17 protein-coding genes are annotated in these 20,408 nt (G+C 64.9%); 13 read left to right on the top strand and 4 right to left on the bottom strand.

Annotated elements, in window-relative coordinates; translation table 11 throughout:
• Positions 1–321: 321 nt before the first annotated feature.
• From ACE10W_RS10875 to ACE10W_RS10905, 7 genes are all read left to right on the top strand, one after another.
• A complete protein-coding gene (locus tag ACE10W_RS10875; RefSeq protein ID WP_011085590.1) occupies positions 322–1,701 on the top strand; it encodes an MFS transporter in 1,380 nt (459 codons plus the stop codon).
• Between the two features lie 123 nt (positions 1,702–1,824).
• A complete protein-coding gene (locus ACE10W_RS10880; protein ID WP_304551487.1) occupies positions 1,825–2,253 on the top strand; it encodes a globin family protein in 429 nt (142 codons plus the stop codon).
• 10 nt (positions 2,254–2,263) lie between these two features.
• A complete protein-coding gene (locus ACE10W_RS10885) occupies positions 2,264–3,481 on the top strand; it encodes an NAD(P)/FAD-dependent oxidoreductase (protein ID WP_304551488.1) in 1,218 nt (405 codons plus the stop codon).
• A 14-nt stretch (positions 3,482–3,495) separates the two neighbouring features.
• A complete protein-coding gene (locus tag ACE10W_RS10890; RefSeq protein ID WP_304551489.1) occupies positions 3,496–6,201 on the top strand; it encodes a nitrate reductase in 2,706 nt (901 codons plus the stop codon).
• A 275-nt stretch (positions 6,202–6,476) separates the two neighbouring features.
• The gene (locus ACE10W_RS10895) at positions 6,477–7,316 is read left to right on the top strand and encodes an aldo/keto reductase (RefSeq protein WP_060911022.1); all 840 of its coding nucleotides are present in this window, start codon (positions 6,477–6,479) and stop codon (positions 7,314–7,316) included.
• Positions 7,317–7,503: 187 nt separating this feature from the next.
• Positions 7,504–8,445 carry a DMT family transporter gene (locus tag ACE10W_RS10900; RefSeq protein WP_028174794.1) on the top strand — a complete coding sequence of 314 codons (942 nt, stop codon included), beginning with the start codon at positions 7,504–7,506 and terminating at the stop codon, positions 8,443–8,445.
• 59 nt (positions 8,446–8,504) lie between these two features.
• Positions 8,505–9,584: a zinc-binding dehydrogenase gene (locus ACE10W_RS10905; protein ID WP_304551490.1), complete on the top strand. Its 1,080-nt coding sequence runs from the start codon at positions 8,505–8,507 to the stop codon at positions 9,582–9,584.
• A 111-nt stretch (positions 9,585–9,695) separates the two neighbouring features.
• Here the strand turns inward: ACE10W_RS10905 and ppk2 are convergent, their stop codons facing one another.
• Both ppk2 and ACE10W_RS10915 read right to left on the bottom strand, forming a co-directional pair.
• Positions 9,696–10,616, bottom strand: coding sequence for a polyphosphate kinase 2 (ppk2, locus tag ACE10W_RS10910; RefSeq protein ID WP_038965809.1), 921 nt, complete (start codon positions 10,614–10,616; stop codon positions 9,696–9,698).
• A 96-nt stretch (positions 10,617–10,712) separates the two neighbouring features.
• Positions 10,713–11,174 carry an Lrp/AsnC family transcriptional regulator gene (locus tag ACE10W_RS10915; RefSeq protein ID WP_027546512.1) on the bottom strand — a complete coding sequence of 154 codons (462 nt, stop codon included), beginning with the start codon at positions 11,172–11,174 and terminating at the stop codon, positions 10,713–10,715.
• Between the two features lie 133 nt (positions 11,175–11,307).
• Here ACE10W_RS10915 and ACE10W_RS10920 point away from each other — a divergent pair, with 133 nt between their 5' ends.
• Complete coding sequence (locus tag ACE10W_RS10920) at positions 11,308–13,671, top strand: transketolase (RefSeq protein WP_304551492.1); 2,364 nt, start codon at positions 11,308–11,310, stop codon at positions 13,669–13,671.
• Positions 13,672–13,920: 249 nt separating this feature from the next.
• A complete protein-coding gene (locus tag ACE10W_RS10925; protein ID WP_028174796.1) occupies positions 13,921–15,351 on the top strand; it encodes an aldehyde dehydrogenase family protein in 1,431 nt (476 codons plus the stop codon).
• Positions 15,352–15,569: 218 nt separating this feature from the next.
• Here ACE10W_RS10925 and ACE10W_RS10930 read toward each other — a convergent pair whose 3' ends face one another.
• Positions 15,570–16,538, bottom strand: coding sequence for an SMP-30/gluconolactonase/LRE family protein (locus ACE10W_RS10930; RefSeq protein WP_304551493.1), 969 nt, complete (start codon positions 16,536–16,538; stop codon positions 15,570–15,572).
• A 91-nt stretch (positions 16,539–16,629) separates the two neighbouring features.
• On the opposite strand from ACE10W_RS10930, the gene ACE10W_RS10935 reads away from it, so the two are divergent.
• The 3 genes from ACE10W_RS10935 (at position 16,630) to ACE10W_RS10945 (ending at position 18,971) form a co-directional block, all read left to right on the top strand.
• Positions 16,630–17,454, top strand: a complete 825-nt coding sequence (locus ACE10W_RS10935) for an NAD(P)-dependent oxidoreductase (protein WP_060911026.1) — start codon at positions 16,630–16,632, stop codon at positions 17,452–17,454.
• 328 nt (positions 17,455–17,782) lie between these two features.
• Positions 17,783–18,079: a hypothetical protein gene (locus ACE10W_RS10940; RefSeq protein WP_304551494.1), complete on the top strand. Its 297-nt coding sequence runs from the start codon at positions 17,783–17,785 to the stop codon at positions 18,077–18,079.
• A 112-nt stretch (positions 18,080–18,191) separates the two neighbouring features.
• Positions 18,192–18,971 carry a hypothetical protein gene (locus ACE10W_RS10945; protein WP_304551495.1) on the top strand — a complete coding sequence of 260 codons (780 nt, stop codon included), beginning with the start codon at positions 18,192–18,194 and terminating at the stop codon, positions 18,969–18,971.
• A 53-nt stretch (positions 18,972–19,024) separates the two neighbouring features.
• Here ACE10W_RS10945 and ACE10W_RS10950 read toward each other — a convergent pair whose 3' ends face one another.
• Positions 19,025–19,930: a transglutaminase family protein gene (locus ACE10W_RS10950; protein ID WP_011085605.1), complete on the bottom strand. Its 906-nt coding sequence runs from the start codon at positions 19,928–19,930 to the stop codon at positions 19,025–19,027.
• Between the two features lie 193 nt (positions 19,931–20,123).
• Here ACE10W_RS10950 and ACE10W_RS10955 point away from each other — a divergent pair, with 193 nt between their 5' ends.
• Positions 20,124–20,387, top strand: coding sequence for a GlsB/YeaQ/YmgE family stress response membrane protein (locus tag ACE10W_RS10955; protein WP_028174801.1), 264 nt, complete (start codon positions 20,124–20,126; stop codon positions 20,385–20,387).
• The last annotated feature ends 21 nt before the right edge of the window (positions 20,388–20,408 follow it).

Genomic DNA, 20,408 nt, shown 5'->3' on the forward strand with positions numbered 1-20,408 from the left:
GATGCGTCTCGCCTAATTTTGAGACATTAAGCTCAATCCTTGTGCGGCGCACAGGGATTGAGCGAATCGCAAAATTTGCGTGCGAAATAGCCCTGCAAAAATTTCGGGCAATTCGAACAAGCCCCTGAATTCCCTGTATTTCCCGAACGCGCGCAATTGGCACGGAAATTGAAACGTGTTTGTGCGACGCCAACGACGACGTCCCTCAACATCATCAATCAGCATCGTGAACTCGCCACCGGGGTGAAGCCTCGGAGCGCGCCTCCGTGGCCGGAGGCAGAGCCTGCAACGACGCAGCGGTGAGCCTAGAAGGGATACTCAATGACGAAGAATCCGACCTGGATTTCAGACTGGCGCCCCGAGGATGAGGCGTTCTGGAATGCGACTGGCAAGACTATCGCGCGACGCAACCTGATCTGGTCGATCGTGGCCGAGCATATCGGCTTCTCGGTCTGGCTGATCTGGAGCATCGTCACCACCAAGCTGCCGCAGGCAGGCTTCCATTACACCACCGACCAGCTGTTCCAGCTCGTCGCGGTGCCGGGCCTGATCGGCGCCTTGATGCGCTTTCCCTACACATTCGCGGTGACGACGTTCGGCGGTCGCAACTGGACCATTTTCAGCGCGGCCATCCTGTTCATTCCGACGTTGTCGCTCGCCTGGTTCGTCAGCCAGCCCGACACGCCGTTCTGGCTGATGCTGCTGATCGCCTCGACTGCCGGTCTCGGCGGCGGCAATTTCGCCTCCAGCATGACAAACATCTCCTTCTTCTTCCCGGACAGGATGAAGGGATGGGCGCTGGGCCTCAACGCGGCCGGCGGCAATATCGGCGTCTCCAGCGTGCAGCTCCTGACCCCGATCCTGATGACGCTCGCCGTCATCAACCTGTTCCAAGCAACCCCCGTCGACGGCGTGTTCCTTCAGAACGCCGGCCTGATGTGGGTGCTGCCGATCGCGATCGCGGTGTTCGGCGCGGTGTTCTTCATGAACAACCTGACCACGGCCAAGTCGTCGATCAGCAATCAGCTGGCGGTGGTCAAGCGCAAGCATACCTGGATCATGGCGTACCTCTATATCGGCACGTTCGGATCCTTCATCGGCTACTCCGCGGCGTTTCCGCTGCTGATCAAGACGCAGTTTCCGTCGGTGACGATCGCGATCGCGTTCCTCGGGCCTCTCGTTGGTTCGCTGTCGCGCCCGTTCGGCGGCTGGCTGGCCGACAGGATCGGCGGCTCGGTCATCACCTTCTGGAACTTCATCGTGATGGCGGGCGCCACCGTCGGCGTGCTCTATTTCGTCGGGCAGAAGGATTTCATCGGCTTCCTGTCGATGTTCCTGATCCTGTTCGTGACGACGGGCATCGGCAACGGCTCGACCTACCGCATGATCCCCTCGATCTTCCGCGAGCAGAACCTGTTCAAGGTGCGCGGCAAGGGCGATGCGGCGCGCGCAGCCGCCCTGAAGACGGCGAGCATCGAGAGCGGTGCGGCGGTTGGCTTCATCGGCGCGGTCGGCGCGGTCGGCGGCTATCTGATCCCGAGCGGTTTCGGCAAGTCGATCGCCATGACCGGCGGGCCGCAGCTTGCGCTCGCGATCTATCTCGCCTTCTACGCCTCCTGCCTCGGCCTGACCTGGTGGTTCTACCTGCGTCGCAGCCCGCAGCGTGAAGGCGCGCCAAGCCTCGCCGAAGCTCGCGTTTAGAGACTTGGTACGAATCTCGCTTCTCCCCGTACGCGGGGAGAAGACTCTCTGATGACGTTTGACCCATGAACCTTGTTCGCAACGACGCGGACAAAGGCAGACCGAAACAGGCAGGAGAACATCATGACGCCCGAACAGATTACCCTCATCCAGCAGAGCTTCGCCAAGGTCGCGCCGATTTCGGAGACCGCCGCGGTGCTGTTCTACGATCGCCTGTTCGAGGTGGCGCCGTCCGTGCGCGCGATGTTTCCCGAGGACATGACCGAGCAGCGCAAGAAGCTGATGGGCATGCTCGCCGCCGTCGTCGGCGGCCTGTCGAACCTGGACTCGATTCTTCCCGCGGCGTCGGCGCTCGCCAAGCGCCACGTCGCCTACGGCGCCACGGCCGAGCACTATCCCGTGGTCGGCGCGACCTTGCTGTGGACCCTGGAGAAGGGTCTCGGCGAGGCTTGGACGCCCGAACTCGCCACGGCCTGGACCGACGCCTACGGCGTGCTGTCCGGCTACATGATTTCCGAGGCCTATGGCGCTCAGGCGCAGGCCGCCGAATAGGAGATGCCTTGTGAGTGAACCGCTGGTCATCGTCGGTAACGGTATGGCGGCCGCGCGTCTGGTCGACGAGCTCGCCAAGACTTCGCTTGGCCGCTACGCGGTTGCCGTTATCGGCGATGAACCGAGGCTCGCTTACAACCGCGTGCTGCTCTCCTCCGTGCTGGCCGGCGAGACCGGCTCGCACGAGATCGAGCTGCGGCCGGCCGACTGGTGGCGCCATCGCGGCGTCACCGTGCGCTACGGCTACCGCGTCACCGAGATCGACACCGGCCGCCGCGAGCTCAAGATCGAGGGTGAGGAGAGCATGGAATATTCCAAGCTCGTGCTCGCCACGGGATCGACGCCGCTGCGGCTCAACGTGCCGGGCGCCGATCTCGCCGGCGTGCACACGTTCCGCGACACGCGCGACGTCGACCTGCTGCTGACGCTTGCGGCGGCGAAGAAGCGGGTCGTCGTGGTCGGCGGCGGTCTGCTCGGGTTGGAGGCGGCCTATGGACTTGCCAAGGCCGGCGCCCCGGTGACGCTGCTGCATCTGATGGACCGGCTGATGGAGCGCCAGCTCGATGGGCCGGCCGCCGATCTGCTCAAGACGCTGGTCGAGCGCAAGGGCATCCGCATCCTGCTCAATGCCAGCACGAAGTGCATCCATGGCGACGGCCACGTCGAGGCGGTCGAGCTTGCCGACGGCAGCCGCATCGAGGCCGATGCCGTGATCTTTGCCGCCGGCATCAGGCCCAATGTCGCGCTGGCCAAGGACGCCGGTATCGCGGTCAACCGCGGCATCGTGGTCAACGACGTCATGCAGACGGCGTCACCCGACATCTTCGCGCTCGGCGAATGCGCCGAGCATCGCGGCACCTGCTATGGCCTGGTCGAGCCGGCCTATGAGCAGGCGCGCGTGCTGGCGCGGCATCTCGCCGGCCGGCCCGCCGCCTATCAGGGCAGCGTGGTCTCGACCAATCTGAAGGTCTCGGGCGTCAGCGTGTTCTCCGCCGGCGACTTCATGGGCGGGGAGGGCAGCGAGAGCCTCGTGCTGTCAGACCGCAGGCGCGGCACCTACAAGAAGCTCGTCATCGCCGACGGCCGGCTCACCGGCGCGGTGCTGATCGGAGATACCGTCGATGCGCTCTGGTACCTCGAGCTGATCCGCAACCGCGACAAGGTGGCGGGGATCCGTACCGACATGATGTTCGGCCGCGCGCTCGCGCGTCCTTCCAAGGCGGCTTGACAAGGCAGCTCGATATGACGGCGATCGACCCGAAGCTCCGGACCACCAAGACCACCTGCCCCTATTGCGGCGTCGGCTGCGGCGTGCTCGCAACGCCGGACGGCAAGGGCGGCGCGGCGATCGCCGGCGACCCCGATCATCCCGCCAATTTCGGCCGGCTGTGCTCCAAGGGCTCGGCGCTCGGTGAGACCGTCGGGCTGGAGGGCCGGCTTCTTTACCCGATGATCCGCTGCAAGGGCGTGCTGGAGCGCGTTGCCTGGAGCGATGCGCTCGACCACGTCGCCCACCGCATGCAGCACATCGCGGCGCGCGACGGTGCCGACGCGGTCGCGTTCTATCTCTCCGGCCAGCTCCTGACCGAGGATTACTATGTCGCCAACAAGCTGATGAAGGGCTTTGTCGGCACCGCCAATGTCGACACCAATTCGCGGCTCTGCATGTCGTCCTCGGTCGCCGGCCACCGCCGTGCCTTCGGCGCCGACACCGTGCCCGGCTGCTACGAGGATCTCGACCAGGCCGACCTACTGGTCTTCGTCGGCTCGAACGCGGCGTGGTGTCACCCCGTGCTGTTCCAGCGTATGCTGAAGAACAGGCAGGAGCGCGGCGCCCGCATGATCGTGATCGACCCGCGCCGCACCGACACCGCGAGCGACGTCGATCTGTTCCTGGGGCTGAAGCCCGGCACCGACACCGCCTTGTTCTCGGGCCTGTTCGTCCATCTCGCCGACAGCGGCGCGCTGGACCAGGCCTACATCGCGAGCAACACGTCGGGCTTCGACGACGCGCTGGTGCGCGCGCGCAACATCGCCGGCAGCGTCACTGCGACCGCGCTGGCCACAGGCCTCTCCGAGCAGGACGTCGCGACCTTCTTCAAGATGTTCCGTGACACGCCGCGCGTCGTCACGCTCTATTCGCAAGGCGTCAACCAGTCGGCGCAGGGCACCGACAAGGTCAACGCGATCCTCAACTGCCATCTCGCCACGGGCCGCATCGGCAAGCCGGGCGCCTCGCCGTTCTCGCTCACCGGCCAGCCCAACGCGATGGGCGGCCGCGAGGTCGGCGGCCTCGCCAATCAGCTCGCCGCGCACATGAATTTCACGCCGCCGGACATCGACCGTGTCAGGCGGTTCTGGAAGGCACCGCGCATCGCTACCCATGAGGGGCTGAAGGCGGTGCAGCTGTTCGAGGCGATCAACCGCGGCGAGGTCAAGGCGCTGTGGGTGATGGGGACCAACCCGGCGGTGTCGCTGCCCGACGCGGACTTCGTGCGCGAGGCGCTGAAGAAGCTCGAGCTGTTCGTGGTCTCCGAGAACGTGCTCTCCAACGACACGGTCGAAGCCGGCCCGCACGTGCTGCTGCCCGCGCTCGCCTGGGGCGAGAAGTCGGGCACGGTGACCAACTCCGAACGGCGCATCTCGCGCCAGCGCTCGTTCCTGCCGGCGCCGGGCGAGGCGCGGCCGGACTGGTGGATTCTCAGCGAGACCGCCAAACGTCTCGGCTTCGGCGACAGTTTTGACTACAAATCCGCCGCCGATATTTTCCGCGAGCACGCGGCGCTTTCGGCGTTCGAGAACGATGGCAGCCGCGATTTCGACATCGGCGCGTTGACCTCGCTATCGAACGAGGCCTTCGACGCCTTGAAGCCCGTGCAGTGGCCGGTGCGCGAAGGCGGGGCGCCCGGCGAGCGCTTCTTCGCGAGCGGTGGTTTCTTCACCAATGACGGCAAAGGCCGTTTCGTCGCGCCGGAGGTGCCGGCGCTGCGTAGCGAGACCGGCGCGTCGCGCCCCTTACGACTCAACACCGGGCGCATCCGCGACCAGTGGCACACCATGACGCGCACGGGCCTCAGCCAGCGGCTGGGCGCGCATCTGCCCGAGCCGTTCGTCGAGGTCCATCCCGACGACGCCGGCAAATTCGGCATCGCCCATGACGGCTATGCCCGCATCACGACCGATTACGGGCAGTGCATCCTGAAGGTGGTCGTCAGCGATCGGCAGCAGCGCGGCACGCTGTTCGTGCCGATCCACTGGAGCGCGATGAATGCCTCGCACGGCCGCGTCGGCGCGCTGGTGCAGTCCTTCACCGACCCGTTCTCGGGCCAGCCGGAATCGAAGGCGACGCCGGCCGCGATCGCGCCCTATGAATACGTCTTCCGCGGCTTCGCGCTGTCGCGCAAACAGCTCGACCTGCCGCCCAATCTGTTGTGGACGCGCGTCACGGTCAGCGGCGGCTTCGGCTATCTGTTCGCCGACAATGCCGACCTGTCGCGCTGGCCCGCCTGGCTCGAGGGTCGCGCGGGCGAGGATGTCGCCGAGTACCGCGATTTCGGCGGCGGCGTCTATCGTGCGGCCTCGTTCGCGGGCGATCGCATCGAGACCTGCCTGTTCGTCGGACCCGCCCATGATGCCGGCGACTGGGAGGTGGTGAAGAGCCTGTTCGTGGCCGATCAGGTCACCGACGACCAGCGCCGCATGCTGTTGTCCGGCAAGTCCGGCGAAGGCGCCGCCGCGACCGGCCCGATCGTCTGCGCCTGCTTCGGCGTCGGCCGCGGTACCATCTGCGATACCATCGCGAGCGGCGCGCGCACGACGGCCGAGATCGGCGCCACGCTCAAGGCTGGTACCAATTGCGGCTCCTGCATCCCCGAGCTGAAGCGCCTGATCGCGACGACGGAGGTCGCGCCAGTGAAGCAGGTGAAGATCGCCGGTGCGGCGGGTTAGCGGTCGGCTCTTTCCATCGTCATAGCGAGCGCAGCGAAACAATCCAGCGTCTCTCCGTGGAGACAGCCTGGATTGTTTCGCTGCGCTCGCAATGACGATGTTGATGCATTGCGCAAACTAGCTCCCCATCGTCGTCCTGGCGAAGCCAGGACCCAATATCCCGGTCAGCGTGGCGAAGGCACGCTGTTGCCACCATCTACTGCAACAACACCTACCTGTGGTAATGGGTCCTGGCTTTCGCCAGGACGACATGAATATCGAAGATCGGACCGCACATGAACACAAACCCCTTCGGCAAGACCGGTGCCAACGTCTCCGTCATCGGGCAGGGCACCTGGTATCTAGATCATGGCGATCGCAAGCGCGCGATCGCGGCGCTTCAGCGCGGGCTCGATCTCGGCATGACCCATATCGATACCGCCGAGATGTATGGCGATGCCGAGCTGGTCATTGCGGACGCGATCGCGGGTCGTCGCGACGAAGTGTTCCTCGTGTCCAAAGTGCTGCCGAGCAACGCCTCGCGCCGCGGCACCATCACGGCCTGCGAGCGTTCGCTAAAGCGGCTCAAGACCGATCGCCTCGACTGCTATCTTCTGCATTGGCGCGGCTCCTATCCGCTCGAAGACACCGTCGCTGCGTTCGAGGAACTTGTGAAGGCCGGCAAGATCAAATCCTGGGGCGTCTCCAATTTCGATGCCGACGATCTCGACGAGATGCTCGACGTCGCGGGCGAGGGCCGCATCGCCTGCAATCAGGTGCTCTATCATCTCAAGGAACGCGCGATCGAGCATGCCGTGATTCCGTGGTGCGAGCGGCACGGCGTCGCGGTCGTCGCCTATTCGCCGTTCGGCCATGACGATTTTCCGGCAAGCAACAGCAAGGGCGGCGCCGTGCTGGCGCGCATCGCGGAGGCGCGGCGCGTGACACCGCGTCAGGTCGCGCTGAGCTTCCTCACCCGTGCGATTACGGTGTTCGCGATCCCGAAGGCGTCGTCGGCGGAACATGCCGGCGAAAATGCCGCTGCCGGCGATCTCGTGCTGACGAAAGAGGAGATTGCGGCACTGGATGCGGCGTTTCCGCGCGGTCCGAAGCCGCGAGGTCTGCCCATGCTGTAGTGCAGCAAGCGCGCATTCTTAATGGAGTATTGACGCGCGCAGCCCTCAGCGCATATCGGCATCCTGTTTTCGGAAGTTGTGAACGCGGCGCATTTGTCGTTTTTTACGAGCGCTCGATTCGCATTTTTCCCGAGTTCCAGCCGTGACCCCGCCGCCAGCCGCAGCCGCAAGGCTCGACAGTATTTCCGTGTCCATGCCCGAGAAGAAGCATGTCGGCCGCCGCGCACCTGCGCGCGTCGATCATCCCTTCAAGGGCATCGCGCTGATCCTGTTGTCGACGGTGTTTCTCGGCTGCTCCGACATCACCGCGAAATATCTTTCGACCAGCCTGCCGTCGATCCAGATCACCTGGATCCGCTTCCTCACCTTCGCGCTGATGTTCACGCCGGTGATGCTGCCGGCTTCGCCGCTCTACGCGATGCGCACCCAGCGCCTCGGCCTGCACGTGATGCGCGGTGCGGCGCTGCTCGGCTCCTCGCTGTTCTTCATCACCGGCCTGCGCTTCCTGCCGATCGCGGAAGCTTCCGCTACCGGCTTCGTCGCGCCGCTGTTCGTCACCGCGCTCTCGATCGTCTTCCTCGGCGAGAAGGTCGGCATGCGCCGCTGGTTTGCGACCGCGCTCGGTCTCATCGGCGTGCTCATCATCCTGCGCCCGGGCACCAGCGCGTTTCATCTGGCGGCGTTCTTCCCCGTGGTCTCGGCGGCCTGCTGGGCCGGCACGCTGATCCTGACGCGCATGATGAGCGGCCGCGAAGCGGTCATCACCACCATGGCCTATTCCTCGTTGACCGGTCTTGCGATCCTGACCGCGATGGTGCCGTTCGTCTGGGTCACGCCGTCCTGGACCGCGATCGCGCTCGGCATCTTCATCGGCGTCGCCTCCACCGCGGGCCAGTGGATCGTCGTGCTCGCCTATCGCTACGGCGATGCGTCGGTGCTGGCGCCGTTCTCCTATACGCAGCTGCTCTGGGTCAGCATTCTCGGCTTCTTCATCTTCGGCGAAGTGCCTGATGTCTGGACCGTCGTCGGTGCGGCCTTCATCGTCGCCAGCGGTCTCTACATCGCCCATCGCGAGCGCGTCCGCCGCGCCCAGCTCCTGGTGCTGGAAGAGCGTTCCCCGAACGCCTGACGCAAGTGCGCGCATCGCGCGTCGTGCTATCAATGCCTCCAACAACACGGGAGGAGCGGATGCGCGCTGCGATCTTCAGGAACGGTGAGATTGTCGTTGGCCAGATGGTCGAGCCGAAGCCGGGCCCTGGCCAGGTGCTGGTCAAGACGCTCGCCTGCGGCATCTGCGGCTCCGACCTGCATGCGCGCCAGCACGCCCACCGCATGGTGGAGATGGCGCGGAAGGTTGGCCGCAAGCCGATGGACCTTGCCCGCGACGTCGTGTTCGGTCATGAATTCTGCTGCGAGATCGTCGACTACGGCCCTGGCACCGCGCGCATGCTCAAGCCCGGCACCCATGTCTGCTCGCTGCCGGCGCTGGTGACGCCGCAAGGCATCGAGGGCATCGGCTATTCCAACGACAATATCGGCGGTTATGCGGAAGCGATGCTGCTCAGCGAAGCGCTGCTGCTCGAGGTGCCCAACGGTCTGGCTCCCGAACATGCCGCACTGACCGAGCCGCTCGCCGTCGGCGTCCACGCCGTCGCCAAAGCCAATATCAGCGGCGGCGAGGTGCCGCTGGTGGTCGGCTGCGGACCGGTCGGGCTCGCGGTGATTGCCGCGCTGAAGATCAGGGGGCTGCATCCGATCGTCGCCGCCGACTATTCGCCGGCGCGGCGTGCGCTCGCAGCTCAGCTCGGCGCCGACATCGTGGTCGATCCCAAGGTGTCGCAGCCCTACACGGCCTGGGCCGAGCACGCGCAGATGTCAGACGCCGAGAAGGCGGCGCGACCGCCGTTCCAGGCGATGCTGCCGGCGCTCAAGCCCGCTATCATCTTCGAATGCGTCGGCGTGCCCGGTCTGTTGCAGCAGGTGTTCGAGGGCGCCCCGCGCGATGCCAGGATCGTCGTGGTCGGCGTCTGCATGGAGAGCGACAGAAACGAGCCCATGCTCGGCATCATGAAGGAGCTCAACGTCCAGTACGTGCTCGGCTACACGCCGGAGGAGTTCGCAAGCTCGCTGCGCCTGATCGCGGAAGGGCAGGTGGACGCCGCAGCCATGGTGACGGCCGAGGTCGGCCTCGACGGCGTCGCAAAAGCCTTCGCCGACCTCGCCAATCCCGAGGCGCACACCAAGATCATCGTGCAGCCGTGGCGGTGACAGTGCCGTAGGGTGGGCAAAGCGAAGCGTGCCCACCATTCTCACCGCCAACGCGGGCACATGGTGGGCACGGCGCTACGCGCCTTTGCCCACCCTACGAAACTGCGGCCCTCAGTATTTCGCAGGCACGTACATCTCCGGCGGGATCGGCCCGCGGTGGTAGTCGGGGTTACGGACGCGCGGCGGCAGCACCACCGGCGCGCGGCCGACCTCCCGGTAGGGGATCTGGCTCAGAAGGTGCGCGATGCAGTTGAGCCGGGCGCGCTTCTTGTCCACGGCATCGACGATCCACCATGGCGAGTCGGGCAGGTGGGTGTGCTCCAGCATCGTCTCCTTGGCCTTGGTGTACTGCTCCCAGCGGCTGCGCGCCTCGACGTCCATCGGGCTCAGCTTCCACTGCTTGAGCGGATCCCTGATGCGCATGCTGAAGCGGAACTGCTGCTCGTCGTCGGTGATCGAGAACCAGTACTTGACCAGGATGATGCCGGAGCGGATCAGCATCCGCTCGAACTCCGGCACCGTCTTGAAGAACTCCTGGTACTGATCTTCGGAGCAGAAGCCCATCACGCGCTCGACGCCAGCGCGGTTGTACCAGCTGCGGTCGAACAGCACCATCTCGCCGCCGGCGGGAAGATGCGCCACGTAGCGCTGGAAATACCATTGCGAGCGCTCGCGCTCGCTCGGCGCGGGAAGCGCGGCGACGCGACAGATGCGGGGATTGAGCCGCTGGGTGATGCGCTTGATGACGCCGCCCTTGCCGGCGGAGTCGCGGCCCTCGAACAGCACCACGACCTTCTTCTTTTCGCTCTGCACCCAGTCCTGGAGCTTGACCAGCTCGCCCTGCAGCCGCAGCAGCTCACGGAAATAGAGCCTGCGATCCACCGTCGGGCGGAGCGTGCCGGTCTCGTCCAGCAGCTCGTCGAGCCTGCTGTCATCGAGCTCCATCTCCAGCTCTTCGTCGAGATCGTCGGTCATTTCCCGGATGATGCGCTCGCGTTTGGCCATTTCAGGGGTGCGGTCCGATGCGGTCATGGGTCCTTCTTTCGGCAGGGTGCCTGTCGCCCGTGACCATCGGCGGGGTTTATTGCGCCCTTGTGACACCGGTTCCGAAATGACCCGGCGGGGCCATCAGACCGGCAACGCGATCGAATATTTCACCTGACTGAGCGCAAAGCTCGACTCGATCGAGGCGATGCCGTCGAGCCGGGTCAGCTTGGTCTTCAGGAAGGTTTCGTAGGAGGCGAGGTCGGCTGCGACCACGCGCAACAGATAGTCGCGGTTGCCGGTCATCAGATAGCACTCCAGCACCTCGTCCCATTTCGAGATCGCGCGCGCGAAGCGGTTGAGGTCCTCCTCCTTCTGTCGCGCCAGCTTGATCGAGATGAAGACGCTGACATGCAGGCCGAGCGCCTTCTGGTCGACGGTCGCGATATAGCGCGAGATGACGCCGCGCTCCTCCAGGAGCTTGACACGGCGATGGCAGGGCGACACCGAGAGCCCGACCTTGTCGGCGAGCTCCTGCATGGTCAGCCGGCTGTCGTTCTGGAGGTAGCTGAGGATCTTGCGGTCGATGGCGTCGAGCTCGGGCATTGGGATGAAACCTGGGTCAGGGGGCATTCGATTGGTAAAATATCCCAATATCGGCAGGTATGGCGCGAAAAATTGAGAAGTTTGGCGGGGCCGGCAGGCGTATCATCGGGGCGTCATTTTCCGGAGCATCGCCATGCCCGTCGATTCCGCGCGCCTCGAAACCCTGACCGCCCTCAGCCGCAAGGCGCTGTGGCTGTCGTCATGGACCATCCACCACGCCAACCATATCCGTGCGAACGCGGACGGGTTGAAGGTCGGCGGCCACCAGGCCTCGTCGGCCTCGCTCGCCACCATCATGTCGGCGCTGTATTTCCATGTGCTGCGCCCTGAGGACCGCGTCGCGGTGAAGCCGCATGCGAGTCCGGTGTTCCACGCCATCCAGTATCTGTTCGGCCGGCAGAGCCGCGAGAAGCTGGAGAATTTTCGCGGCTTCAAGGGCGCGCAGTCCTATCCCTCGCGCACCAAGGACGTCGACGACGTCGACTTCTCGACCGGTTCGGTCGGCCTCGGCGTCGCGCAGACGCTGTTCGCCTCGCTGGTGCAGGACTACGTCAAGGCGCATGGCTGGATGAAGGACCGCCGCGAAGGGCGGATGATCGCGCTGGTCGGCGATGCCGAGATGGATGAGGGCAATATTTTCGAAGCCTTGGCAGAAGGCTGGAAGCACGGCCTGCGCAACACCTGGTGGGTGGTCGACTACAACCGCCAGTCGCTCGACGCCGTCGTGCGCGAAGGGCTGTGGGAAAAGTTCGAGACCATGTTCCGCAATTTCGGCTGGGACGTCGTCATCGTGAAATACGGCCGCCTGATGCGCGAGGCCTTTGCCGAGCCCGGCGGCGAGGCGCTGAAGAGGTGGATCGACAATTGCCCGAACGCGCTTTATGCGGCGCTGTGCTTCCAGGGCGGCGCGGCCTTCCGCAAGCATCTCCACGACGAGATCGGCGACCAGGGGCCGATCACCAAACTGATCGACAAGCGCAGCGATGAGGAACTGCTGGCGCTGATGTCGAACCTCGGCGGCCATGACATGGCGAGCATGCTGGAGGCGTTCGAGTCCATCGACCACGACCGTCCGGTCTGCTTCATCGCCTACACCATCAAGGGCGTGGGCCTGCCGTTCCAGGGCCACAAGGACAACCATGCGGGCCTGATGACGGTCGCGCAGATGGAGAAATATCGCGAGAGCCAGAACATCCGCCCCGGGCACGAGTGGGACAAGTACGAGGGCCTCGCGCAAAGCTCGGCCGAGCTCGACGCGTTCCTCGCGCGCGTGCCGTTCAACCAGGACGGCCGCCGGCTGACCGCCCCGGTGGTCGAGGTGCCCGCGCAGCTCGCCTTCAAGCCGGCGCCGCAGATGTCCACCCAGCAGGGCTTTGGCCTCGTGCTGAACGAGATCGCGCGCGGCGACAGCGAGCTCGCCAGGCGCATCGTCACGACCTCGCCCGACGTGACCGTTTCGACCAATCTCGGCCCGTGGGTGAACCGGCGCGGCCTGTTCGCAAACGCCGAGAAGGCGGACTTATTCCGCAGCGAGAAAATTCCGTCCACCTACAACTGGGACGCCTCGCCCAAGGGCCAGCATCTCGAGCTCGGCATCGCCGAGATGAACCTTTTCATCATGCTCTCGGCGCTTGGCCTGTCGCACCAGATCAACGGCGCGCGGCTCTTGCCGGTCGGCACGCTCTACGATCCCTTCATCGAGCGCGGCCTCGATGCGCTGAACTATGCCTGCTACCAGGATGCGCGCTTCATGGTGGCGGCGACGCCGTCAGGGATCACGCTTGCGCCCGAGGGCGGCGCGCATCAGTCGATCGCGACGCCGCTGATCGGCATGGCGCAGGATGGCCTCGCCTCGTTCGAGCCAGCCTTCGTCGACGAGCTCGCCGTGATCATGGGCTGGGGCTTCAATCACATGCAGCGCGATCCGGGCGAGGGCGGTTCCGTCTATCTGCGGCTCTCGACGCGCAGCATCGAGCAGGCGCAGCGGATCATGACGCCGGAGCTTCAGCAGGGCATCACCGACGGCGCCTATTGGCTGCGTAAGCCGGGCCCCAATGCCGAGCTCGTGATCGCCTATACCGGCGCGATGGCGCCCGAAGCGATCGAGGCGACCGGCTTCATCGGCGAGAGCCGGCGTGACATCGGGCTGCTCGCGATCACATCGGCCGACCGCCTGCATGCGGGGTGGACCGCAGCACGGAAATTGCGGCGTGACAGGCGCGGCGTGCAGCACCTCAGCCACATCGAGAAGCTGCTGGCGCCGCTGCCGCGCGACTGCGGCATCGTGACCGTGATCGACGGCCACCCGTCCGCGCTCGGCTGGCTCGGCAGCGTCCGCGGCCACCGCGTCGAGTCGCTCGGCGTCGAGCAGTTCGGCCAGACCGGCAGCATCGCCGACCTCTACCGCCACTACGGCATCGATGCCAACGCCATCATCGATGCGGCCGAAAGCCTCACCACCGGCGCGCCGGTGCTGCATCGGAAGATGGCGGTGTAGTTGAGGTAACTACGTCGTCATTCCGGGGCGCGCGTTAGCGCGAACCCGGAATCTCGAGATTCCGGGCTCGGCTCTTCGAGCCGTCCCGGAATGACGCCTGAGGGAGCCTTGCCTCGTTCCCGCCATCGGCTCATATATCCTCCGTCCGCCGCAACGCTGGCCCCGCATATGGCGGGTTCAATTGCCGGCGCTTTCGTGCAAGGATGCCTGCCGAAACGCCCCCACCATGCCCCCAACAAGAGGTTAACGATGGTCAATCGCATGCAATTCTACATCGACGGCGCCTGGGTCGATCCCGCCGTCAAGAAGTCCACCGCCGTGGTCAATCCGGCGACGGAAGAGGCGATGTACGAGGTTGCGCTCGGCTCCAAGGCCGATGTCGACAAGGCCGTTGCCGCCGCCAAGCGCGCCTTTGCAACGTTCTCCCAGACCAGCCGCGAGGAGCGCGTCGCGCTGCTCACGAAAATCATCGAGATCTACAAGGGCCGCCTCAAGGAGATCGGCGCTGCCGTCTCCGACGAGATGGGCGCACCGCTGCCGATGGCGGAGAAGCTGCAGGCCGGCGCCGGCCTCGGCCATCTCATGACCACGCTCGACGTGCTCAAGAACTATCATTTCGAGGAGCCGGTCGGCACCGCCATGGTGCTGCGCGAGCCGATCGGCGTGGTCGGCATGATCACGCCCTGGAACTGGCCGCTCAACCAGATCGCCTGCAAGGTCGCGCCCGCACTCGCCGCCGGCTGCACCATGATCCTGAAGCCGTCGGAGTTTACGCCGACCTCGGCGCTGATCTTCGCGGAAATCCTCCATGAAGCCGGCGTGCCGAAGGGCGTGTTCAACCTCGTCAACGGCCTCGGCCCCGAGGTCGGCGCCGCCATGAGCGAGCATCCCGATATCGACATGATCTCGTTCACCGGCTCGACCCGCGCCGGCATCGACGTGGCCAAGCGCGCCGCGCCGACCGTGAAGCGCGTCAGCCAGGAGCTCGGTGGCAAGTCGCCGAACGTCATCCTCGAAGGCGCCGACCTCACGAAGGCGGTGACCGGCGGCGTGATGCACATGTTCAACAACTCCGGCCAGTCCTGCAACGCGCCCTCGCGCATGATCGTGCCGCTGTCGAAGATGAAGGAAGTCGCCGCGATCGCGAAGGCCGTCGCCGACAAGACCAAGGCGGGCGATCCGCGCGCCGAAGGCACCACCATCGGCCCCGTGGTCAACCGCGGCCAGTGGGACAAGATCCAGGGCCTGATCAAGAAGGGCATCGACGAGGGCGCAACGCTCGTCGCCGGCGGCCCGGGCCTGCCCGAAGGCGTCAACAAGGGCTTCTACGTCCGTCCGACCATCTTCGCCGACGTCACTCCCGACATGACGATCGCCCGCGAAGAGATCTTCGGACCGGTGCTGACCATCATCGGCGCCAAGAACGAAGCCGACGCCGTGCAGATCGCCAACGACACGCCCTATGGCCTTGCCGGCTATGTCTCGGCCGACACGGTCGAGAGCGCCAAGCGTGTCGCCCGCCAGATCCGCGCCGGCAACGTCAACCTCCAGGGCGTGCCCAACGACCGCACCGCACCGTTCGGCGGCTACAAGCAGTCCGGCAACGGCCGCGAGTGGGGCAAGTACGGCCTCGAGGACTTCCTCGAAGTGAAGGCCGTCGCCGGCTTCAACGCGGCGTAAGGCTTAGCGCCTGAACCAACATGACGCCGGAGCGGGAAACCGCTCCGGCGTTTTTCGTTTGGTCTCTCTCCCGTCATTCCGGGGCGTCGCGAAGCGACGAGCCCGGAATCCATTTTGCCTCGGACGCTGCCGCACGATGGATTCTCAGATGCGCAATTGCGCATCATAGCTCGCGCCGAAGACGGCGCGCCCCGGAATGACGGAGGAGAGAGCTGCGCCTATCCCCCCAGCGCGCCTTGCGTGTTCACATACAGCGCGTAGATCGACTGGCTCGCCGCCATGAACAGGCGGTTGCGCTTGACGCCGCCGAAGCAGAGATTGGCGCAGCGTTCGGGCAGGGCGATGCGGCCGATCATGACGCCGTCGGGCGCGAACACCACGACGCCGTCGAGCTCGGGATCGCCCATGCCCCAGCCGCACCAGAGATTGCCGTCGATGTCGCAGCGCATGCCATCAGGCGTGCCGGGACCTGCGTCGATGTGCACGCGCTTGTTGGAGATCGTGGTGCCGTCGGCTGAGACGTCATAGGCGAGGATCTTGCGGTTCGGCACGCCGCGCGATTCCACGACATACAGAATCTTCTCGTCCGGCGAGAAGCACAGCCCGTTCGGCCCGAGCACGCCCTCGGCGACGATGTTCGCCTTGCCGGTTGCGGGATCGAGCCGGTAGACGTTCGGCTCGATCTCGGGCTCGGCCTTGTAGCCTTCGTAATTGCCGAGTAGGCCGAAGGTCGGATCGGTGAACCAGACGGAGCCGTCGGATTTCACCACGACGTCGTTCGGCGAGTTCAGCCGCTTGCCGCCGAAGGAATCCATCAGCACCGTGATGCTGCCGTCATACTCGGTGCGGGTTACGCGGCGCCCGCCATGCTCGCAGGTGACGAGCCGGCCCTGGCGGTCGCGCGTGTTGCCGTTGGCGAAATTGGAGGGCTTGCGGAACACCGAGACGGCGCCGGTCTCCTCCTCCCATTTGATGATGCGCTGGTTCGGGATGTCGCTGCACAGGAGATAGCGGCCGTCGCCGAACCACACCGGACCCTCGGCCCAGCGCAGGCCGGTCGTCAGCCGTTCCACCGCCGACAGTTTCAGCCAGTATTTTTCGAAGCGGGGATCGAGTGCCTTTATCGCCGGATCGGGGTAATAGGTCGCCGGCCGCCAGCCTTGAGTGCGGGACGATGCATCGTTCATGTGCAGGTCTCGTTGTTGCGTTCCCTCTGTCCAAGTCTGCTAGCATCAGTTATCTACGGCCGCAAATCGGTCACCACAGGCGAGGGAAGACATGCCGCGTATTCTGATGACGGGAGCTTCGGGTGGAATCGGCACGAGCCTGCGAAAGCTGCTGCCGCCGATCTATCCGGATCTCCTGCTCTCCGACATCAAGCCGCCCGCCGATCTCGGCGCGAACGAAAAATTCAAGGCGGCGGATCTCGCCGATCTCGCGCAGTGCGAGGCGATCTGCGAGGGCGTCGACGGCATCATCCATTTCGGCGGCTATTCGGTCGAGGGCCCGTGGGACGACATCCTCCAGGCCAACATCATAGGCGGCTACAATCTGTTCGAGGCGGCCTACCGCAAGGGCGTCAAGCGCGTGGTGTTCGCCTCGTCCAACCACGCCGTCGGCTTCTATCCCCGCCACCACAAGATCGGGACCGATGTCACCCCGCGCCCCGATGGCCGTTACGGCGTCAGCAAGGTGTTCGGCGAGGCCGTCGGTGCGCTCTACGCCGACAAGCACGGCCTGAAGGTGACGTGCCTGCGCATCGGCAATTTCGGCGACATGCCGCTCGACCAGCGCCGGCTCTCGATCTGGCTGAAGCCCGACGACCTCGTGCAGCTCTGCCGCATCGGGCTCGAACATCCCGACATCCATTTCGAGGTCTTCTACGGCGCCTCCCTCAACGAGCGCGCCTGGTGGGACAACCACCGCGCCTACGAATTCGGCTATCGCCCCACGGGACGCGCCGAGGATTTCCGCGAGCACGCGATGGCCGAGCAGGCCAAGCTGAAGCCGGATCCGGTCGGCGACCACTACCAGGGTGGCGCATTCTGCAGCAACGAGTTCGACGGCGATGCGAGCCGCATCATCGACTGGACCAAGCGCTAGCGTCGTTGCCTGGAGGAATGCAGGTGCGCTCTCCCGGCCCCGCTTGCGGAGCCGGGAGAAATTCACTCGTGCGGTGAGCGTTGGGATTCCCGGTGGGGCGGGCCAGACTGGTGGAGGGGCCCCATCCCGAGTTGACGTGCATACGATCGTGATGGCGGCAGATATCCGAACGGCTCCTTGCGACTAACGTCTGTGTGCACACCGTAGAGTTCCGGATTTCCGTTTTTGGAAATAGGCGTTCTATTGTCGGAACACGTCAACGTTTCTTCTATGCATTGCGTTGCGCGGAAGTGACCGCCCTTTTCATTCTAGCGATTGTGGAAGCAAGATGCGCAAGATGGTTCTGTCAGGGGCCGCGGTGTTGACTGTCGTTCTCGTCGCGGCAGCATCCTGGCCAACGCCACGTCCGGATGTGGATCGATTCGGGGACAGGGTCTACGAAACCATCTGGTTCTGGCGCATCCCGGCCTACGCCTACAATCCGGCCTGGCGCGTGCGCTGGATGTGGAGCGATCCGCTCCGCGCGCAGGCAAGATGCTGCCGGATCACGCCGCAGCCAGTGTCCGGACAGGACTTGCGGGTTCCTCCGGCCGGTCAGACGATCGCGCGCTTGGCGGGCAAGTAGAGCGGCTCGCTGATCAAGAGCTTCATGGGACCGCGCGCTGAAATTCGCGCTTTCCACCTTGCGTGTGAATCGCAAGGGCGCCGAGCGTCTGATACGATCTTGAGGCGTCCGGGTGCGTCGCACGCTGCTGCCAGGCAGGCGCGTGGTTCCAGATATCTTGCATTTCTCTTCAAATGAGTTCCTTGCTTTAAGCTTAACCAGAAACCTGATCTTCGATTTACAGAAGCAATTCACAGTTTACCTTGTTCTTGAATCGGCAATTCAAGGACGCCAAACAATGCGCCGCTTAGCGCCCAACCTATGTCTTGTTATTGTTCTGGCGGCATCCAGTTTCAGCGCGCGTGCCGACGAGAACAAATCTGGCGGCAGCTCCGCGTCGCTTGTTCCCCGCGCCAGGATCGAATGTTCGCTCAAGCGCAAGCCCGGCGAACCTCTCGATCCCCCGTCAACGGCCGCCATTCCCCACGCGGAATCCTTCATTGCGAGCGAGCATTTCAAGGAGGACATCACGCCGACCGCGCCTGTCAAGATTTCGTGGCTCGGCGCGACCTTTGCGCGCCGGTTCGCCGTCAAGGTCGAAGCCGCGGACGATACGTCTCTGCAGACGCATGTTTTGAACAATCCCTCGAATTCCGGGCAGATCCTCGGCGAGCTGGGCGCTCGCGCCGAGAGCAAACTTGCCGACATCTGGTGTCTCTTGAGGCTGCAGGCCAACGGCGAAAGCGGGGCGCTGCAGACCAGCTCCGCTCCCAACCTCTTCTTTGTCCGTGACGGCGCGGGCGATCTTGGCGTGGTTGACGCCCTGTGGGGTGGCGCGGGCTGGGAAATCGGGGCCAGTCCGGTCGGAAACCAACGGGCATGGACGTCAGGCACGCGCGTCTTCTCTCACTGACATCATCCGGCCCTCGCCCGGCCTCGGGACGTTTGACCGCCGCGCCTGTGGCCCTATCCCTCCGAAGGATCGAGCATTTCGCTGAGCTTGCGAACGGCGACATTGATCGACATGCCGAGGTAGTCGCCGGAATCGCCGAACCACGAGCCGGCCAGCGGCACGGCCTGCCCCGGATGCCGCGCTATGGCCACCGGGATGAGGTCGAAGCCGGCGCTCAGGCTGTTCGTTGGATCGTAATCGAGCCAGCCGGCGCCGGGCAGGAATACCTGCACCCATGCATGGGTGGCGCCGGAGCCGGTCATCCCCACGGCGCCGCCGTCGAGCGCGGCGTCATAGAGATAGCCGCTGACGAAGCGCGCGGCAAAGCCGAGGCGGCGCAACGTCTCGATCATGAGCCAGGCGAAGTCCCGGCAGGTCCCGGATTTCGTACGCAGCGTCTCGCCGGGGGACTGGGTGCCTTCCGCATCTCTTCCGCGATAGCTGAACTCGCTGCGAAACAGGCCCAGCATCCGGCGCAGCACGTCGGCGGTCCGGTCCTGATCGCCGGCAACGAAGCTCTTGGTCCACGCCGCATGGCTGCCGTCTGGATCGTCGGCATGCGGACGCAGGTATCCTGCAAGATCGGTCCACTCATCCGGCGTGTACTGCACGGGGACTTCCTCGGCCCGCGGCTCCAGCGGAAACGTCTCCAGCCCCTTGACGCCGAAATAGATGCCGCGAACCTTGAAGGTGAAGGTCAGCTCGCTGCCGGGCTCGCTGAAGTCCATCACGGTGACGGCATTCGAGCGGGCGTCGGTGATCCAATGCACCTTTGATGGCAGACTGGTCGAAGCGGACCAGCGAAGCAGCCGGGTGGAGGCGCCGCGCCGCGGCAGGAACATGGCCCGGTGCGTGCCGAACGTCACCGGCTTTGCATAGCGATAGGTCGTCGTGTGCGTGATCTCGCCGATGATCGCCATGCATCATCCCGCTTCGCGTTGCGGAGCTCGTTGAGCGCCGTCTCACCAGGAAGAGCAGCCTGCAGCTTTCCGCTCGGCTGCTTTGGCCCATTGATCTAGATCAACGTCGTTCCCGGCGTCGTCTGGCCCATCAAGCGATCACGCATTCCTTCAGACGTTTGATGTCTCGAATTGACCGAATGGAGCGATGGACATGAGCATCCTTTGGACGATCATCATCGGATTTCTCGTCGGACTGGTCGCGAAGTTCATCATGCCCGGCGATAAGTCCGAGCCCAGAGGGTTCATTTTGACCACGGTCCTGGGAATTGTCGGCGCGTTCGTTGCGACCTGGCTCGGCCAGGCCGTGGGATGGTACCGGTTCGGGGAGGGCGCCGGCTTCATCGGAAGCGTGGTCGGTGCCATCATCCTCCTGTTTCTGTACGGCCTTTTCATGAGTCGTCAGGGGCGCGCCTGATCGATCCACATGATCGGCCGA

This window comes from Bradyrhizobium sp. B025 (genome assembly GCF_042257955.1).
In the GTDB taxonomy this organism is placed as follows: Bacteria; Pseudomonadota; Alphaproteobacteria; order Rhizobiales; family Xanthobacteraceae; genus Bradyrhizobium; species Bradyrhizobium diazoefficiens.